This is a genomic window from Lysobacter helvus (assembly GCF_018406645.1).
Classification (GTDB): domain Bacteria; phylum Pseudomonadota; class Gammaproteobacteria; order Xanthomonadales; family Xanthomonadaceae; genus Noviluteimonas; species Noviluteimonas caseinilytica.
The window spans coordinates 294,656-309,555 of sequence record NZ_AP024546.1; the positions used below are offsets into that span (position 1 = coordinate 294,656).

General features: G+C 69.4%; 15 protein-coding genes. 9 read left to right on the plus strand and 6 right to left on the minus strand.

Going from position 1 to position 14,900, the window contains the following annotated elements:
• Window positions 1-4: 4 nt before the first annotated feature.
• Window positions 5-958, minus strand: coding sequence for a cation diffusion facilitator family transporter (locus LYSHEL_RS01535; RefSeq protein WP_213435286.1), 954 nt, complete (start codon window positions 956-958; stop codon window positions 5-7).
• A gap of 120 nt (window positions 959-1,078) precedes the next feature.
• On the opposite strand from LYSHEL_RS01535, the gene LYSHEL_RS01540 reads away from it, so the two are divergent.
• The 6 genes from LYSHEL_RS01540 (at window position 1,079) to LYSHEL_RS01565 (ending at window position 7,744) form a co-directional block, all read left to right on the plus strand.
• Entirely contained in the window at window positions 1,079-1,654 is a 576-nt protein-coding gene (locus LYSHEL_RS01540) for a GNAT family N-acetyltransferase (protein ID WP_213435287.1), read from the plus strand.
• Between the two features lie 94 nt (window positions 1,655-1,748).
• Complete coding sequence (gene mfd, locus LYSHEL_RS01545) at window positions 1,749-5,225, plus strand: transcription-repair coupling factor (RefSeq protein WP_213435288.1); 3,477 nt, start codon at window positions 1,749-1,751, stop codon at window positions 5,223-5,225.
• A 79-nt stretch (window positions 5,226-5,304) separates the two neighbouring features.
• Complete coding sequence (locus LYSHEL_RS01550) at window positions 5,305-5,754, plus strand: DUF3592 domain-containing protein (RefSeq protein WP_213435289.1); 450 nt, start codon at window positions 5,305-5,307, stop codon at window positions 5,752-5,754.
• A gap of 4 nt (window positions 5,755-5,758) precedes the next feature.
• A complete protein-coding gene (locus tag LYSHEL_RS01555) occupies window positions 5,759-6,445 on the plus strand; it encodes an endonuclease V (protein ID WP_213435290.1) in 687 nt (228 codons plus the stop codon).
• A 136-nt stretch (window positions 6,446-6,581) separates the two neighbouring features.
• The gene (locus LYSHEL_RS01560) at window positions 6,582-6,887 is read left to right on the plus strand and encodes a hypothetical protein (protein WP_213435291.1); all 306 of its coding nucleotides are present in this window, start codon (window positions 6,582-6,584) and stop codon (window positions 6,885-6,887) included.
• Window positions 6,884-7,744, plus strand: a complete 861-nt coding sequence (locus tag LYSHEL_RS01565) for a pirin family protein (protein WP_213435292.1) — start codon at window positions 6,884-6,886, stop codon at window positions 7,742-7,744. The genes LYSHEL_RS01560 and LYSHEL_RS01565 overlap by 4 nt, the downstream gene beginning before the upstream one ends.
• On the opposite strand, the gene LYSHEL_RS01570 is transcribed toward LYSHEL_RS01565, so the two are convergent.
• The 5 genes from LYSHEL_RS01570 to LYSHEL_RS01590 form a co-directional block, all read right to left on the minus strand.
• On the minus strand, window positions 7,741-8,601 hold the full coding sequence (locus tag LYSHEL_RS01570; protein ID WP_213435293.1) for a pirin family protein: 861 nt from the start codon (window positions 8,599-8,601) through the stop codon (window positions 7,741-7,743). The two genes, LYSHEL_RS01565 and LYSHEL_RS01570, sit on opposite strands and share 4 nt — an antisense overlap.
• Window positions 8,602-8,680: 79 nt before the next feature.
• The gene (locus LYSHEL_RS01575; protein WP_213435294.1) at window positions 8,681-9,274 is read right to left on the minus strand and encodes a class I SAM-dependent methyltransferase; all 594 of its coding nucleotides are present in this window, start codon (window positions 9,272-9,274) and stop codon (window positions 8,681-8,683) included.
• Complete coding sequence (gene rlmKL / locus LYSHEL_RS01580) at window positions 9,274-11,421, minus strand: bifunctional 23S rRNA (guanine(2069)-N(7))-methyltransferase RlmK/23S rRNA (guanine(2445)-N(2))-methyltransferase RlmL (protein ID WP_213435295.1); 2,148 nt, start codon at window positions 11,419-11,421, stop codon at window positions 9,274-9,276. The genes LYSHEL_RS01575 and rlmKL overlap by 1 nt, the downstream gene beginning before the upstream one ends.
• Before the next feature lies 1 nt (window position 11,422).
• Window positions 11,423-11,950, minus strand: coding sequence for an alpha/beta fold hydrolase (locus LYSHEL_RS01585; protein ID WP_213435296.1), 528 nt, complete (start codon window positions 11,948-11,950; stop codon window positions 11,423-11,425).
• Window positions 11,947-12,465: an MOSC domain-containing protein gene (locus LYSHEL_RS01590; RefSeq protein ID WP_213435297.1), complete on the minus strand. Its 519-nt coding sequence runs from the start codon at window positions 12,463-12,465 to the stop codon at window positions 11,947-11,949. Before LYSHEL_RS01590 ends, LYSHEL_RS01585 begins: the two co-directional genes overlap by 4 nt.
• Before the next feature lie 89 nt (window positions 12,466-12,554).
• Between LYSHEL_RS01590 and LYSHEL_RS01595 the strand changes: the two genes are divergently transcribed.
• Genes LYSHEL_RS01595 through LYSHEL_RS01605 form a run of 3 tightly spaced genes read left to right on the plus strand, consistent with a single transcriptional unit; the run spans window position 12,555 to window position 14,875 of the window.
• A complete protein-coding gene (locus LYSHEL_RS01595) occupies window positions 12,555-13,112 on the plus strand; it encodes an N-acetylmuramoyl-L-alanine amidase (RefSeq protein ID WP_244858619.1) in 558 nt (185 codons plus the stop codon).
• Window positions 13,113-13,122: 10 nt separating this feature from the next.
• Complete coding sequence (gene tesB, locus LYSHEL_RS01600) at window positions 13,123-14,001, plus strand: acyl-CoA thioesterase II (protein WP_213435299.1); 879 nt, start codon at window positions 13,123-13,125, stop codon at window positions 13,999-14,001.
• Window position 14,002: 1 nt separating this feature from the next.
• Window positions 14,003-14,875, plus strand: coding sequence for a hypothetical protein (locus LYSHEL_RS01605; RefSeq protein WP_213435300.1), 873 nt, complete (start codon window positions 14,003-14,005; stop codon window positions 14,873-14,875).
• Window positions 14,876-14,900: the final 25 nt, after the last annotated feature.

Below are 14,900 nucleotides of genomic sequence, written 5' to 3' on the forward strand. Positions count from 1 at the left end.
CGCCTCAGCCCGGCTGTCGCGCCGCGTAATCCTGGTCGTCGTGCCCGCGCGCGTCGCCGAACTCGGGTTCGAAGAAGCTCCAGCGCACCGCCGGGTACTTCGCCTTCATCGCCGCTTCGATCGCGTTGATGTCTTCGATCAGTTCCCGCGACGACGGCCGTTCCAGCATCTCGGCCTGCACCGACACCATCACGTCGTTGCCCAGTTGCAGCGTGATCAGGCTGATCACCTTGCGCACCTGCGGCTGGCTCTCGAGCCACGCGCGCAGTTCGGCCTGCACCGCGGCATCCACGCTCTGCCCGATCAGCAGCGCCTTGACCTCGATGGCGACGAACACCGCCACCACGATGAGCAGCACGCCGATGGCGATCGTGCCGATCGCATCCCAGATCGGATTGCCGGTCACGACCGACAACACCACCGCGATCAACGCGAACACCAGGCCGAACAGCGCCGCCAGGTCTTCGCCGAAGATCACCACCAGTTCCGCCTGCCTGCTCTCGCGGAACCACGTCCACAGGTTGCGGTCGCCGCGCGCCTTGTCCACTTCCACCAGGCACGCACGCATCGAAACGCTTTCGGCCACGATGCCGAACACCAGCACGCCGACCGCCCACCACCACTGCTTCAGCGGTTCGGGCGCGTGCAGCTTGTGCCAGCCCTCGTAGACGGAAAACATGCCGCCCACCGAGAACAGCATCAGCGCGACCAGGAACGACCAGAAATAGATGGCCTTGCCGTAGCCGAGCGGATAGTCCGGCGAGGCCGGGCGCCGCGCCTGCTTCATGCCCAGCAGCAGCAACAGCTGGTTGCCGCAATCAGCGAGCGAGTGCACTGTCTCGGCCAGCATCGCGCTGGAGCCGGTGAAGAACGCCGCCACGCCCTTGGCGCAGGCGATCGCGAAGTTGGCGCCGAGCGCAAACAGGATCGCGCGGGAGGAATCGCCGCTGCCAGCCATCGTGGGTCCGTCCGAACGTGGGGGCGCGCAGTCTAGCAAGCGCCTTCACATCCTTAAGTCTTCACATTTCGACGGGGCGTCTAGAGCTTCCCGTCACCTGTGTGATGGCAGGCTCCCTGAATGGCGGCCAGAAACAGACTCCCCCCGTGGCACGAACAACTCCGGCTCAGCAATGGGCGCGAGGTCCTGATCCGGCCCATCCGGCCGGCGGACGCAGCGCCCTTGCGACAAGGCTTCGGCTTGCTGGAGCCCGATGAAATCCGGCAGCGCTTCCTCGCCGCGGTGAACGAGCTCACGCCCGAGATGGCGGAGAAGCTTGCACGCCCGGACGCGAAGCGCGAGTTCGCGCTGGTCGCGGCCGAGCCGTTGCCGCCGGGCGAAGCCCTGGTGGGCGCGGTGGCGCGCGCGGCGATCTCGGAGAACGGCCGCGAGGCCGAATTCGCGATCCTCGTCAGCCACTACATCGCCGGCATGGGCCTGGGGCGCCACCTGATGCGCCGCCTCGTGCGCTGGGCGAAGGGCCGCAAGCTCGAACGCCTGTGCGGCGACGTGCTCGAGCACAACCTGCCGATGCTCGCGCTGGCGCAGTCGCTGGGCTTCCACCGCGAACCCACCGACCAGCCCGGCCTCGTGCGCGTGGTGCTGGACCTGACGGGCCGCGATTCGCACCTGCACGATCAGCCGCAGGCCGCCTGATCGCAGGATTCGCGATTCGGGGGGATTAGACTTGCCGACCTTTCCGCTGGGCGCGAACGCGCGTCCGGCGGTGCACTGCATTCCGTGAGACCCAATGACCGAATCGATTTCGCCGCCCCTGCCCCGTTCCGGCCACGCACGCGCCTGGTGGCGCGCGCCCGCGTCTCCGTCGGGCCTGGCTTGGGCGATTGCGCAGGCGGCACGCGTGCACGACGGCCTGGTGCTGGCGATCGCGAAGGACAACCACGGCGCGCACCAGCTGGAATCCGACCTGCGCACGCTCCTCGCGCAGGACACGTCGATTCCCGTGCTGCCCTTCCCCGATTGGGAAACGCTGCCGTACGACCAGTTCAGCCCGCACCCGGACATCGTGTCGCAGCGCCTCGCCGCGTTGCACCGCCTGCCCACGCTCAAGCGCGGCATCCTCGTCGTGCCGGTGCAGACGCTGCAGCAACGCCTCGCGCCGCTGCGCTACGTGGTGGGCAATACGTTCGACGTGCGCGTGGGCCAGACGCTCGATCTCGATGCCGAAAAGCAGCGCCTGATTGCCGCCGGCTACCGCAACGTGCCACAGGTGTTCGATCCCGGCGATTTCGCCGTGCGCGGCGGTTTGCTCGACGTGTATCCGATGGGCGCCGACGAACCGTATCGCGTCGAACTGTTCGACGATGCGATCGATTCGATCCGCGCGTTCGATCCGGAATCCCAGCGCTCGCTCGACAAGGTCGATGCCGTGCAGCTGTTGCCCGGTCGCGAAGTCCCGCTCGACGAGGTCGCCACCAAGCGCGCGATGCAGGCCTTGCGCGACCGCTTCGACATCGACACGCGGCGCAGTGCGCTGTTCCAGGACCTGAAGGCGGGCGCGGCGCCGGCCGGCATCGAGTACTACCTGCCGCTGTTCTTCGACGCCACCGCGACGCTGTTCGATTACCTCGGCAAGACCGCCTTGCCGATCGTCACCGATGGCGCGCTCGCGTGTGCCGAAGCGTTCTGGGCGCAGACCGCGGAGCGCTACGAACAACGCCGCCACGACATCGAACGCCCGCTGCTGCCGCCGGCCGAGCTGTACCTCTCGCCGCAGGCTTTGCGCGAAGCCTTGAACGCGATCCCGCGCGTCGACGTGGTGGGCGGCGAAGAAGCGAAGGCCGCGCAGGCGCAGTCGCTCGGCACGCAACCCGCGCCGGACGTCCCGCTGGTCGGCCGCGACAGTGAAGCCGCGGCCGCGCTGAAGTCGTTCCTGTCGACCTATCCGGGGCGCGTGCTGATCGCCGCCGATTCTGCGGGCCGGCGCGAAGCGTTGCTCGATGTGTTGCACGCGGCGAACCTGCATCCGGATGTCATCCCGGATTGGGCCACGTTCAACGGCGACGGCGCGAAGTTCGCCATCGCCGTCGCGCCGTTCGAGGACGGCTTCGCCCTGGACGCCGATGTCACCGGCGGTGCCCCACTCGTCGTCCTCACCGAACGCCAGCTCTTCCCCGATCGCGCATCGCAACCGCGCCGCCGCAAGCGCGCCGGCCGCGAACCCGAACAGATCATCCGCGACCTCGGCGAACTCACCGAAGGCGCACCGATCGTCCACGAAGACCACGGCGTCGGCCGGTACCGCGGCCTGGTCACGCTGGAAGCCGGCGGCACGCCCGGCGAATACCTCGAGATCGAATACGCGAAGGGCGACCGCCTCTATGTCCCCGTCGCGCAGCTGGACCGCATCTCGCGCTACTCCGGCGCTTCGCCGGAAACCGCGCCGCTGCATTCGCTCGGCGGCGAGCAATGGACGAAGGCCAAGCGCAAGGCCGCGGAAAAAGTGCGCGACGTCGCCGCCGAACTCCTGGAGATCCAGGCCAAGCGCCAAGCGCGCGCTGGGCTGGCCCTGCAGGTGGATCGCGCGATGTACGAACCGTTCGCGGCGACGTTCCCGTTCGAGGAAACGCCGGACCAGCACGCCGCGATCGAAGCCGTCATCCGCGACCTCGGTTCTTCTCAACCGATGGACCGCGTGGTGTGCGGCGACGTGGGCTTCGGCAAGACGGAAGTCGCCGTGCGCGCCGCGTTCGTCGCCGCTGCCGCGGGCAAGCAGGTCGCGGTGCTGGTGCCGACCACGCTGCTCGCCGAACAGCACTACCGCAATTTCCGCGACCGCTTCGCCGACTGGCCGCTGCGCGTGGAAGTGCTGTCGCGCTTCAAGAGCACGAAGGAAATCAAGGGCGAGCTGGAGAAGCTGGCCGAAGGCAAGATCGACGTCATCGTGGGCACGCATCGCCTGCTGCAGGGCGACGTGCGGTTCAAGGACCTCGGCCTGGTCATCGTCGACGAAGAACAGCGCTTCGGCGTGCGCCAGAAGGAAGCACTGAAGGCGCTGCGCGCCAACGTGCACCTGCTCACGCTGACCGCCACGCCCATCCCGCGCACGCTCAACATGGCGATGGCCGGCCTGCGGGATCTCTCCATCATCGCCACGCCGCCGGCGCATCGCCTCGCGGTGCAGACCTTCGTGACGCCGTGGGACGGCGCGATGCTGCGCGAAGCGCACCAGCGCGAACTCGCGCGCGGCGGCCAGGTGTACTTCCTGCACAACGACGTCGAGACCATCGGCCGCATGCAGCGCGATTTGCAGGAACTCGTGCCCGAGGCCCGCATCGGCATCGCCCACGGCCAGATGCCCGAGCGCGAACTGGAACGCGTGATGCTCGACTTCCACAAGCAGCGCTTCAACGTGCTGCTGTGCACGACGATCATCGAATCCGGCATCGACATCCCCAACGCCAACACCATCGTGATGAACCGCGCCGACAAGTTCGGCCTGGCGCAGCTGCACCAGCTGCGCGGCCGCGTCGGGCGTTCGCACCATCGCGCGTATGCGTACCTGGTGGTGCCGGACAACCGCAGCATCACCAGCGATGCGCGCAAGCGCCTGGAAGCGATCGCCTCGATGGACGAGCTGGGCGCGGGCTTCACGCTCGCCACGCATGACCTCGAGATCCGCGGCGCCGGCGAACTGCTCGGCGAAGACCAGAGCGGCCAGATGGCCGAAGTCGGATTCAGCCTCTACACCGAGCTGCTGGAGCGCGCGGTGCGTTCGATCAAGCAAGGCAAGCTGCCGGACGAGGATCCGAACTTCGAACATCGCGGCGCCGACGTGGTGCTCAACGTGCCCGCGCTGATCCCCGACGATTATTTGCCGGACGTGCACGCGCGCCTGACGCTGTACAAGCGCATCAGCAGCGCGCGCAACGCGGACGAGCTGCGCGACCTGCAGGTGGAGATGATCGATCGCTTCGGCCTGCTGCCCGATGCGGCCAAGCACCTGTTCGCGATCGCCGAGCTCAAGCTCGACGCTACGCGCATCGGCATCCGCAAGCTCGACCTCGGCCCCACCGGCGGCCGCCTGCAGTTCGAGTCGAAGCCCGACGTCGACCCGATGACCGTCATCCAGATGATCCAGAAGCAACCGCAGCACTACGCGATGGATGGGCCCGACAAGCTGCGCCTGAAGCTCGACCTGCCCGACGCCGCCGCGCGCGTGCAGGCCGCGCGCGGGTTGCTGGTGGCGCTGCGCCGTGCGGCCTGACGCGCGCGCCTTTGCGCCACGCGGCGCCGCGTCGCATGATGCGGCCCGGTCCAGCCGTTGAGCGCGCCGCATGCCCGGGATGCAGAATTTCTACCTGATGGTCACCCTCGTCGGGCTGGCGCTGGCCGCGTACGAAGCCTGGCGCATCCACCTGGGCATCGAGGCGATGCGCTGGCAGCGCACGACCGGCAAGCTCACGCAGGCGTGGATCGACGAAGCGACGCTGCCGATCGAATTCGACGAAGAAGAAGGCGATCGTCACTCGGCCAACGTGCGCTACCACTACAAGGTGGGCGCGCGCTGGTACAAATCCTCTCGCCTGAGTTACCGCGGCACGCTCTGGATCCCGCTGGAGGAAGCGAGCGAATTGCTCGCGGGCCTGGAGGCCGGCGAGGACGTGGACGTCCACTACGATCCGCGCAACCCGGCGCGCGCCGTGCTCGTGCCCGGCAGCAGCACGGGCAACCTGCTCAACCTCCTGCTTTACCTCGGCATCGCCGCGTTCGCCCTGTTCTTCTGGATGCGCTGAACCCATGACCGCACCGGCCTGGGACGGCACCATCGAAGGCGCACGCGCGCTGCAGGCGATGCTCGCGCCGCAGGTCGTGCTGCGCGATGGCTTCACCAAGCCGTTGCGCGTGATCGGCGGGTTCGCGGTCGGGTTTTCCGGCGACGGTGCGATCGCGCACGCGGCCGGCGTGCTCATCGATTCGGAAAACCTCGACGTGCTGGATGCGCAGGTCGTGGAGATGCCGGCGGTGATGCGTTACGTGCCGGGCCTGCTGAGTTTCCGCGAACTGCCGCCGTTGCTCGACGTGCTGGAACGCCTGTCGCAATTGCCGGACGTGGCGATGGTCTCCGGCGCCGGCATCGCGCATGCGCAGCGCTTCGGCATCGCCTCGCACTTCGGCGTCGCGACGGGCGTGCCCGCGCTCGGCGTGGCGACGAAGGCGCCGACCGGCAATTCGGCGGCGCTGCAACAGGTGCGCGGCGCCTACACGCCCCTGCGCGAGCGCGGCGAACAGATCGGCTGGATGCTGCGCAGCAAGCTGCATTGCCAGCCGGTGACGGTCTCGCCCGGGCACCGCATCGCGATGGCCTCCACCGCGGACCTGGTGATGCGCTACACGCGCGCGCACCGCCTGCCGGAACCCATCCGGCTGGCCATGCGCCTGGCCTCGCGCCGCGCCGGGCACCCCGACACGGCTTCACACGAGTGAGCGCTAGACTCGGCCGTACATCCCGACACGGAGTCACCCGATGCTGCGTTCCCTCACTGCCGCCGTCCTGATTGCCACTGCGATGAGCGCCTGCGCGAGCACGGCGGGAACGACCACGCCTCCGGAGGAATCCAGCATGCGCACCGTTGCTTCGGGCCAATCCACGGCGATGGCGCAGGGCGAAAGCGTGCGCCTGTCCGATGGTGCGACGCTGCAGTTCGTCTCCGTGCCGCAGGATTCGCGTTGCCCGCCGAAGGTGCAGTGCATCCGCGCCGGCGACGCCGACATCGAATTCGCGTTCACGCCCGCGGGCGGCACCGCCACGACCGTCACGCCCAACCTGCCGGAAGCGCCGACGAAGCCGATCGGCGCGTGGAAGCTCACGGTGGAACAGCTCACCTTCGGCGACGCGCCCAAGGTGACGGTGCGCATCGACCGATGACCACGATCGTCGCCCCGCGCGTGCACGACCTGGGCGGCTTCCAGGTGCGCCGCGCGGTGCCGTCGATCCAGGCGCGCAGCGTCGGGCCGTTCGTGTTCGTCGACCACATGGGGCCCGCGCTGTTCGAACCGGGCCGCGGCATCGACGTGCGCCCGCACCCGCACATCGGCCTGGCGACGGTGACGTTCCTGTGGGCCGGCACGATCCGCCATCGCGACACGCTGGGCAACGTGCAGGACATCGCGCCCGGCGACGTCAACTGGATGACGGCCGGCCGCGGCATCGCGCATTCGGAGCGCACGCCGCTCGACGTGCGCGGCGCGCCGCATCCCGTGCATGGCATGCAGACGTGGGTCGCGTTGCCGCGCAGCCATGAAGAAACCGATCCGGCGTTCTTCCACCATGCGGCGGAAGCGTTGCCGCGCATCGAAACCCCGGGCACCACGTTGCGCGTGATCGCGGGCCGTGCGTTCGGCGAGGAATCGCCGGTGCAGGTGTTCGCCGATACGTTCAACGTCGCGGTCGATCTCGCACCCGACGCGGAACTGGAAATCGACGCGCGTGCCGCCGAGCGCGCGCTCTACGTGCTCGACGGCAACGCGCAACTGGATGGCGCGGACATCCCCGTGCAGCACCTGGTGCTGCTGGATCCGGGCGTGCGACATCGCCTGCGCGCGACGACGCCGCTGAAGGCGATGCTCTTCGGCGGCGAACCGCTGGATGCGCCGCGCCACATGTGGTGGAACTTCGTCAGCAGCTCGAAGGAGCGGATCGAGCAGGCGAAGCAGGACTGGCTCGAGGATCGCTTCGGGAAGATCGACGGGGAGACGGAATTCATTCCGTTGCCTGAGCGCTAGAACTTCCCTTCCTGGAAGTCCACGAACGCCTGCATGATCTCTTCCTTCGTGTTCATCACGAACGGGCCGTAACGCGCCACCGGTTCGCGCAGCGGGCGCCCCGCCACCAGGATCAACCGCGCACCCTGCGCACCGGCGCGCACGGCGAACACATCGCCGCCGCCCAGCACCGCGAGTTCCTGCGACGCCAGCGCACGCGCATCCTCGCCCTCGCCCACCGTCGCGTCGCCTTCGAACACGTACGCGAACGCGTTGTGGCCTTCGGGCAACGCGTGCGTCCAGGCGACGCCTGCATCGAGCGCGATGTCGAGGTACACCGGATCCGTCGCCGGCTGCGCGATCGGACCGCGCGTGCCATCGACGTCGCCGGCGATCACTTTCACGCTGACACCCGCGGCCGGCTGCACCTGCGGAATGTGGTCCGGCGCGAACTCCTGGTACTGCGGCGCATCCATCTTGTTGGCCTTCGGCAAGTTGACCCACAGCTGGAAGCCGCGCATGCGGCCTTCCTGCTGTTCGGGCATCTCGCTGTGCACCAGGCCGCGGCCCGCGGTCATCCACTGCACGCTGCCGGGCACCAGCAGGCCTTCGTTGCCGTGGTTGTCGCGGTGGCGCATGCGGCCATCGAGCATGTAGGTGACGGTCTCGAAGCCGCGATGCGGATGGTCGGGGAAGCCGGCGAGGTAATCCTCGGCCTTGTCGGTGCCGAATTCGTCGAGCAGCAGGAACGGATCGAGCATGTCGAGTTCGGGCGAGCCGATGACGCGCGTGAGCTTGACGCCGGCGCCGTCGGACGCGGGGCGGCCGCGCAGCTTGCGGGCGACGCGGGCGTGGGTGGGAGCGGTCGTGGTCGACATGGGACCTCCTTCGTTGCGAAGCCGGAACGATGGTGGCGGCGGGCGGCCGGGACCAGCCGCACCGCTGGAACGCAGGGTGTCAGCCGCGACGCGCCTGCTCGTAGACGTACACGGTGGCGGGCGGCACGTTGCGCAGGATGAAGGTGCCGCGCCGCACCTGCAGGCCCAGTTCCGCGGCCACGGCATCGCCGATGGGCGCCTGCGGGCCGTAGGTGAACTGGATGAAGCGGCCGTCCGGGCGCAGGCACTGGAAGGCCGCGGCCACGATCGCGCGCTGCAGCTCGGCCGGCATCGTCAGCAGGCCCAGGCCGGAAATGATCGCGTCCGCCGGGCCCGCGGCCAGGTAACCGGTGCGCTCCGCGATGCCGGGCAGGTCGCGGGCATCGCCGAGTTCGACACGCACGGCCGGGAAGCGCGCGTGCAGGTGCGCGTGCAGTTCCTCGTTGAGTTCGAGCACCAGCAGCGCGTCGCCATGCACGCCGTGCGCGAGCAACGCGCGCGTCAACGCGCCCGTGCCGCCGCCCAGTTCGATCACGCGCGCGGTGCCCGGTGGGAGTTCGGCGACCATCGCCGCGGCGAGTTCGCGGCTGGAGGGCACCACGGCCGCGGTGCGCAACGGATTGCGCAGCCATTGCCGGAACAGCGCCCACCAGCTCGCGTGCGCGGCGTTCATCAGTACGCGCCCCAGCGGCGCAGGCGCCAGCAGCGATGGATGCGCGCGTCGCGCGCGAAGTCCGGTGGGATCGTGGCGGGCGAGATGTCTTCGATCTCCGCCACGTCGGCCAGCGCTTCGGTGTCGAGCTTGAAGCGGCGGTAGTTGTTCGAGAAGTACAACGCGCCGCCCGGCGCCAGCCGCGCGATCGCGGCGCGCAGCATGCGCACGTGTTCCTTCTGCACGTCGAAGTCGGCGGCGCGCGCGGAATTGGAGAACGTGGGCGGGTCGCAGAAGATCACGTCGTAGTGCCCGCGATCGGACAGCAGCCACTGCATCGCATCGGCCTGCACCAGGCGATGGCGACCGCCGCCGATGCCGTTTTCCTGCAGGTTGTCGGACAACCATTGCAGGTAGGTGCCGGACAGATCGACGCTGGTCGTGCTGTCGGCGCCGCCGCGCGCGGCCTGCACCGTGGCCACGCCCGTGTAGCAGAACAGATTGAGGAACCGCTTGCCCTGCGCGATGCGCGCGAACTCCAGGCGCAGCGGGCGGTGGTCGAGGAACATGCCCGTGTCGAGGTAATCGAACAGGTTCACGCGCAGGCGCGCGTCGCCTTCGCGCACGACGAGCACTTCGCCGCGACGATCGAACCGCCCGTACTTGCTGCCGCCCTTGCCGATGCTGCGCGTCTTCAGCGCGATGCGGTCCTTCGGGATCCCGAACACCTCGCGCGCCGCGGCCAGCAGGTCGTTGAGGCGCTTGCGCGTGGTGGCTTCCGGGATCTCGGCGGGCGCGGCGTATTCCTGCACGTGCAGCCACGCGTTGCGCGAATCGGCTTCGGTGTAGACGTCGATCGCGGCCGCGTACTCGGGCAGGTCGGCGTCGTAGGCGCGATAGCAATCGACGTTCTCGCGCTCGCGCCAGGCCTTCAGCTTCTTCAGGTTCTTGCGCAGGCGGTTGGCGACCATCTGCGCGCCTTCCGACAACACCGGCGCCGGTGCATCCGCCGCGCGCTGCGGCGGTGCGACCGGATCGCACACGATCAGCGTGCACTCGATGGCGCCGTTGAACAGCTGGTAGCGCTTCGCGGCGCGCAGGCCGGTGGCGCGCGCGAGTTCGTCGTCGCCGCACAACAACGCACCGCGCCATTGCGGGACGGTGCGGCGCAACGCATCGCCGAGCGCGCGGTACAGCGCGGGATCGGCGGCCAGGCGCGCGTCGTACGGCGGGTTGCAGACGACGACGCCGCGTTCGGGCGCGTCGCCGAGCGTCAAAGCTTCGATCGACGACACGGCCCAGTCGATCGCGTGCGCGACGCCTGCGGCCTCCGCGTTGTCTTCCGCGACACGCAGGATGCGCGGATCGATGTCGCGGCCGGAGATCGCGCGAGGCAAGCCCGACAGGCCTGCGTCGCGACGTGCGATCGCCTCGTCGCGCAAGCGCGCCCAGGCCTCGGGATCGAACCCGCGCCAGCGCGTCGGCAACGACCCGCCATGGCGCTGCAAGCCGGGCGCGACATCCGCCGCCATCAGCGCGCCTTCGATCAGCAGCGTGCCGCTGCCGCACATCGGGTCCAGCAACGCGCCGCCGTCGTGGTACGCCTGCGGCCAGCCGCCGCGCAGCAGCACGGCGGCCGCGAGGTTTTCCTTCAGCGGCGCTTCGCCCTGCGCGCGACGCCAACCGCGGCGATGCATCGGGCCGCCGCCGAGGTCGATCGACACGATCGCCCTGCCCTTGCGCACGACCAGGTTGACGCGCACGTCGGGCGATTCCACGTCCACGTCCGGCCGCGCGCCGGTGCGCTCGCGCAGCACGTCGACGATGCCGTCCTTCACGCGTTGCGCGGCATAGCGCGCATGCGTGAGCGCTTCGCCGGACACATGCGCATCCACCGCGATCGTGTGGCCGGGGCCGAGGTGCGTTTCCCAATCGATGGCGGCCACGCCCGCGTACAGCGCGTGTTCGTCGGCGCACGCGAATTCGGCGATCGGCCACGACACGCGGCTCGCCAGGCGCGACCACAGCACGGCGCGTTGCGCGTCTTCGAGCGTGCCTTCGACGTTGGCGCCGGCCATCGTCGCCGTGGCGCGCGTGGCGCCGAGGGCGACCAGTTCGTCGGCGAGCAGGTATTCCAGGCCCTTGCCGCAGCTTGCGAAGAATTTCATCTCAAAGTTTCGCCAGCAGGGCGCCGAACGCCTCGGCGCTGGCCGTGACGTGCGCGGACAACCGGTGCGTGTCGTCGACCAGTTGCAGCGTGGCGCGGCGTTCGCGCGCCCACGCGACGACTTCGGCGGCGGGGATGAGTTCGTCGTCCCAGCCGTGCAGGATCGAGGTGGGCACGTCGGCCGCATCGAAGGGATGCGCGGGATCGAGCAGGATCGGCGGCGCCATCAGGAACAGGCCCGCGACCGGCACCTGCAACGACACGCGCCCGGAAATCCACGCACCGAGGCTGGAGCCGGCGAGCACGACGCGCCCTTTCGACGCGGCACTGCGCGTGAGCGCGAGCAACCGCTGCACGCGCGCGGCCACGTCGCCGAGGTCGCTGACGTCGCGGCGCGCATCGAGGTCGGTGAAATCGGGGCGTTCGCAGGTCCAGCCGAAGCGTTCGGCGACGACGGCGAGCGCGGTGACCTTGGTGGCGTCCGGCCCGCTTTCGAACCCGTGCGACAGGATGCAGTGGCCCGGCATCACGCGTCCTCGCCGGGTTGCGGCAGCGCTTCCACCGCATCGCCGACGCGCAGCGTGCCGCCTTCGACGATGCGCGCGCACAAGCCGCCCATGCCGCGCATCGCGTTGTAACCGCCGGGGCCGAGCGCCTTTTCCATGTTCGAACACGGATCGCAGCTGTCGGTGCCTTCCAGCACCACGTCGCCGACGCGGAACCGGCGGCCCTTCAGCGCGACCAGCGGGATGCCGGAGACGACGAGGTTGCGGCGCAGCGTCGCGGGCGACACGGCGTCGTGGCCGGACAACGCCGCGATCACCGGCAAATGCTCGGCCTGGATCAGCGTGACGCCGCGCTTGCCGCTGCCGCTGGCGTAGCGGTCGCCGACCAGGCCCTGGCCGGTGTTGGCCTGCGCGTGGTCGGTCTCGTGCATCGGGACGGCGCGCTTCGGGCGCAGGCCGATCCATTCCACGCGACCGGCGCGCGGCAGGGTGGCCATCAGTTTTCCGAGTTCCGAACCCGGTGGGGGCAGCGTGGCCATTGCGTCAACTCCGGCGCCGTGGCGGGAAAGCGGCCGATGCTAGCATCGCGGGCATGTGGGCCATGCCTCCACCCGACCCGGACCAGACGATGCAGACCCGTCCCCTGCCCTACGAAGCACGCCTGGACGCGCGCAGCGATGCGCAACTGGACCTGGTGGTGGTGCATTGCACGGAACTGCCGGACCTGGCCACCGCGCGCGAATACGGCGAGCGCGTGCTGTACGCGGGCTCGGGCACCGGCAACAGCGGCCATTACTACATCGATCGCGATGGCACGGTGCAACGCTGGGTGGAACCGCTGCGCGTGGCCAACCACACGCGCGGATACAACCCGCGCTCGATCGGGATCGAACTGGTGAACACGGGGCGATATCCGCGCTGGCTGGATGCGGCGCACCAGGGGATGGACGAGCCATACACCGAAGCGCAGATCGCCGCGCTCGTGCGCCTGCTGCAGCAACTGCAGCGCGAGCACCCGTCGCTGAAGTTCATCGCCGGGCACGAAGACCTGGACACCACCGAGGTCGCTGCGGAAGACGACCCTTCACGGCAGGTGCGGCGCAAGCGCGATCCGGGCCCTTTGTTCCCGTGGGCGCGGGTGCTGCAGCAGGTCCCGCTGGAGCGGTTGCACGCCGAAAGTCCGTAGACTTCCCCGCATGACCGCCCCCGTTTCCGAACTCATCGAACTGCTGTCCCTCGAACGCCTCGAGGACAACCTCTTCCGCGGCCAGAGCCGCGACATCGGCACCAAGTACGTCTTCGGCGGGCAGGTGCTCGGCCAGGCGCTGTCGGCCGCGCAGGCCACGATGGCGTCGGCCGACGACCCGCGCAACGCGCATTCGCTGCACGCGTATTTCCTGCGCGCCGGCGACATCGACGCGCCGATCGTGTACCTGGTGGACCGCACGCGCGACGGCGGCAGCTTCTCCGTGCGGCGCGTCACCGCGGTCCAGCACGGGCAGCCGATCTTCTTCCTCGCCGCCTCGTTCCAGAAGGAAGAGCGCGGCGGCGAACACCAGTTGTCGATGCCCGAGGTCCCCAAGCCCGAAGACATCGTGCCCACGCCCGACCTGCCGCAGGACCAGCTCTCGAAGCTGCCTTCGAAGGTGCAGCGCTGGCTCTCGCGCCGCGGGCCGTTCGAATTCCGCCACGTGTATCCGCGCGATGAACTCAATCCGCCGAAGCGCCCGCCCTACCAGCACGTGTGGTTCCGCCTGTCCGAACGCGTGGGCGATGCGCCGGAACTGCATCGCGCGCTGCTTGCGTACGCGTCGGATTTCCACCTGCTCGGCACGGCCACGTTCCCGCACGGCATCAGCTACTACCAGCCGAACGTGCTGATGGCCTCACTCGACCATGCGTTGTGGTTCCACCGCCCGTTCCGCGCGGACGAATGGCTGCTGTATTCCATCGACAGCCCGAGTGCGCAGGACGGCCGCGGCCTGGCGCGCGGGCAGATCTTCGATCGCGACGGCAAGCTCGTGGCGAGCACCGCGCAGGAAGGCCTGATCCGCGTCGTCGAGGCGAAGGGCTGAGATGCGGCAGGTCTTCGCCAGCGCGCGCATGGAAAACGTCGAGGGCATCGCGCAGTTCCTCGAAGAACACGACATCGAAGTGCGCATCACGCACGGCCGTTCCTACAAGGGCGGCTGGGGCGGACGCCGCACGTACCGCGACGACGAGAGCGGCCCGATCCCCGCGGTGTGGGTGGTGAAGTCGGAAGACCAGCCGCGCGCGCGCCAGTTGCTGCGCGAAGCCGGATTGCTGGGCTCCACGCGCACGGGCACGGACAGTTTCCTCGCGCCGTCCGTGCATGGGGATTCCCTCGAATTCGCCGCCAAGGCCGCGCCGACGAAGCGCGCGTTCCGTTACAAGGTGGCGTTGCTGATCGCGATCGTGGCGGCGGTGGCGCTGGCGTGGACGGCGACTCGCAATGCAAAGGTTTCGACGGCGACGCCGCCGAAACTGGTCGACGGACACGGGTTGTTCCTGCCCGCGGAGCGCACAGCGCCGGCGACCACCGTCACGGCGAAACCCGCCGAGCCGGTCCCCGGCGCCTACCCCGTCGACACCCCGCCCGTCCTCGCCACCACGCTGGCCGCCACCGAACTCGCCATCCACGACACGCACGTCGCCTGCCTGCGCATCGATGGCGTGGCCGCGAGCGACGAGATGCTCGCACCGCTGAAGCGCACCGGCCTGGCGTTCGACTGCACGCGCACCGCCGACGCGGCGACGCTCACCCTCGACGTGCGCGGCTACCGCACCGACGGGTCGGGCACCGGCACGGTCGACCTCGCGGTCACCAGCGCCGACGGCCAGGGCCGCGCGAGCACGCAGGTCCGCAGCCTGCTGGTGCGCCGCCAGGAAGCGGACTGGCACGTGGTGCGGATCCTGTCGGTGCAGTGATGTCACATCCGGCGCCCGGCGACGT